General features: G+C 43.2%; 3 protein-coding genes. 1 reads left to right on the plus strand and 2 read right to left on the minus strand.

The features are described 5' to 3' along the window. On the minus strand, nucleotides 1–953 hold a 953-nt coding region (locus KGY70_20360), incomplete at its 3' end, for a dipeptide epimerase (protein MBS3777558.1). 200 nt (nucleotides 954–1,153) lie between these two features. On the opposite strand from KGY70_20360, the gene KGY70_20365 reads away from it, so the two are divergent. Beyond that, nucleotides 1,154–2,137, plus strand: coding sequence for a sugar phosphate isomerase/epimerase (locus KGY70_20365; GenBank protein ID MBS3777559.1), 984 nt, complete (start codon nucleotides 1,154–1,156; stop codon nucleotides 2,135–2,137). Nucleotides 2,138–2,295: 158 nt separating this feature from the next. Here the strand turns inward: KGY70_20365 and KGY70_20370 are convergent, their stop codons facing one another. Further along, nucleotides 2,296–2,676, minus strand: coding sequence for a hypothetical protein (locus KGY70_20370; protein MBS3777560.1), 381 nt, complete (start codon nucleotides 2,674–2,676; stop codon nucleotides 2,296–2,298). Nucleotides 2,677–2,815: the final 139 nt, after the last annotated feature.

A 2,815-nucleotide genomic window follows, 5' to 3' on the forward strand; every position in this document is an offset into this window, starting at 1 on the left:
CCCAAACTTTTTGCCAGGTTGAGCATTTTATGAGCCTCCCGCATTCCTGTGCACTTCATCAGCTTGATATTGATCCCGTCATACACCTGATAGGCATCCATTACCGAAGGTAGCCGTTGAATGGATTCATCGGCAATGATGGGCAGGGGGCTATTTTCACTTAACCAGGCTATATCCTCTGTTTGGTCTGTGGGCATGGGCTGTTCCACAAAAACAATGCCTTTTTCCTCAAGCCAGTGAACCATGTCAAGGGCCTGCTGCTTATCTTTCCAGCCGCCGTTGACATCTACGTAAAGGGGTTTGTCAGGAGCCACCGCCCTTACCGAGTTGATCATTTCCCTGTCGTTGTTGCTGCCCAGTTTTACCTTGAGGACATTAAAGCGATCCGCTTCCTTCGTTTTCTGCTTCACCGTTTCGGGCTCGTCGATGCCAATGGTAAAAGACGTGGACGGTGCTTTGGATTTATCGTAGCCCCATATTTTATACCAGGGGTATCCCATGAGCTTTCCCACCAGGTCATGAAGGGCGATATCAATGGAAGCCTTGGCAAAATGGTTGCCCGGGGCTACATGGTCCACATAATCCAGTATATTTTCCATTTCAAAGGGGTCTTTGAACTGACCCAGATCCAGTTGCTCATAAAATTTCTTTGCGCTTTCCGGATTTTCCGGATAATAGGGTGGCATGGCCGCTTCACCGTAGCCCGTATGACCTTCGTAGTGGATCTGAACCTGCATGTCCGGTGTGGTTGTCCGGGAATTTTTTGAAATCGTAAAGACATGCTTGAGCTGTAATTCGTATTCTTTGTAGGTTAATTTCATTTTACCCGATCCTTTAAACTTTTTTGAAATGTGTTTTGCCGGTGGATTCATGCCTGTAGCAGCCGGAAGCACAAATCCTGAAGCTGTCAGAATCCCGGCTTTTTTTAAAAAGTCTCTCCGGCTGTGTTTCATAAATTTTCATCATAAATTAAATTTCAATACGAGAGGGTAAAATTAAGACTATGCTACCAAAACTCCAAGGAACCCAAATCTACAACTAAAAATTGTCAGGCATTTTTTGCTTTAAGGATCACTATATAAAAAGAATTACCTGTGTCCTTTTTCCGAAAAAATTCTTAAATTGTGCAGCATAAACTTAAATCCTATTTTTTATGAAATCATTGAAAAATATTTCGCGTCGCAATTTCCTGAAGAAATCACTTTTTGTGGGTTCATCCGTTGGTTTAGGCGGCAGTTTAATTGCAGGCAGTGCTTTTCCCGTTTCTGCAAGGGAAAAAGTACGCTCAGCCGCAGAAAATTCCGGGAAACCGGTAAAATTTGCCATCTCATCCTATTCCTTCTGGCATTTTACCGATGAGAAAGTGCCTATCGAGGTGGTTATAGATGCTGCGGCAGAACTTGGTGTAGGAGGCGTTGATGTGCTGCACCGGCAGATGGAGAGCGAGGATACCGCTTACCTGAACAAGCTCAAGCGTTATGCCTGGCTGAACGGGGTGGATCTGATCAACCTTTCCATACATCAGGATTTTGTTGATCCCGATCCTGCAAAACGGAAAGAAGCCATAGAGCATACAAAACATTGTATCAAGCTGGCTTATCAGATGGGCATTCCGGCTATTCGTTTAAACTCGGGAAGATGGGGTACCGTAGAGTCATTCGACCGGTTAATGGAGTTAAGGGGCCAGGAGCCTCCCATTGAGGGATATGATGAGGAGGATGCATTTAAATGGTGCATTGATTCCATAGAACAGTGTGTTCCTGCAGCGGAGGAACATGGGGTAGTGATGGCCCTGGAAAATCATTGGGGCATATCTTCAACCCCTGAAGGATTGCTGCGGATTGTAAACGGTGTGGATTCCCCCTGGCTGGGTATACTCATGGATACAGGCAATTTCCTGGAAGATCCCTACGACGACCTGAAAAAGATTGCCCCGAAAACCATGCTCGTCTCTGCTAAAACCTATTACGGAGGGGGAGAATGGTATAGTTTGGATCTGGATTACCACAGAATTGCAAAAATGTTGCAAAACGTCAATTACAACGGATATGTAACCCTTGAATTTGAAGGGAAAGAAGACGCCCACACAGCCGTGCCCAAGAGCATAAAGCGATTACGAAAAGCGTTTGGGCAATAAACGGCTCTTGACAGGTATAAATGTTTTGAGAATATAATAAAGGCCTCAGCATAGGGAAAGTTGAAGGCCTTTATTATTTTTTACATTGGTAATAAAAGTATGCAAATCCTTTATAAGAATTGCTTCTGCTGGACAAATTCCTTTGACGCAGAGGTCATCTAATCCTGGCCGGTGACCTTTTCTGCCAGGAAGTTCATTTTGTCTTGTGAGGTCTCCGCGTATCCTACGAACTTGTTCTCCTCAATGTTTCCGATCACCTGAACTTTTTCTCCCTGAACGTAAAACGTAAAGGTAATCTCTTCTTCCTCAATCCCGATCCCTCTGATGCTTACATCCCGGCTTCTTTCGAAGACTACTTTACCCTCGAGCTGGTCCTCGGCCTGTTCTATAACAAGCTTGCCCTTTTGAAATTCATAAGGTGCCTGGGTGACATCAAATTTCCATTCGCCGATAAGATCATTATTGGGATTGGAAGCCGTTGTCGAAACGGAAACGATAATAAAAAACAGTGCGGTGATCAAAAGATTCAATTTTTTCATTTTAATGGTCTTTTAGGATTAATGAATAGTATATAATTTTAAATCCGGATAATTTCCCATCAAATATAATAAAAAAATTAAACATTCAATCTTTATCCATTTTAGAAAGATTATTGTTAAAATTGTAGACAAAAATCAA

The sequence above is a fragment of the Bacteroidales bacterium genome, assembly GCA_018334875.1.
Classification (GTDB): domain Bacteria; phylum Bacteroidota; class Bacteroidia; order Bacteroidales; family UBA12077; genus JAGXLC01.

Bases quoted from the DNA above. Each gene is read 5' to 3' on its own strand.
- KGY70_20365 (MBS3777559.1), top strand. From the start codon at position 1,154: ATGAAATCATTGAAAAATATTTCGCGTCGCAATTTCCTGAAGAAATCA.
- KGY70_20370 (MBS3777560.1), bottom strand. From the start codon at position 2,676: ATGAAAAAATTGAATCTTTTGATCACCGCACTGTTTTTTATTATCGTT.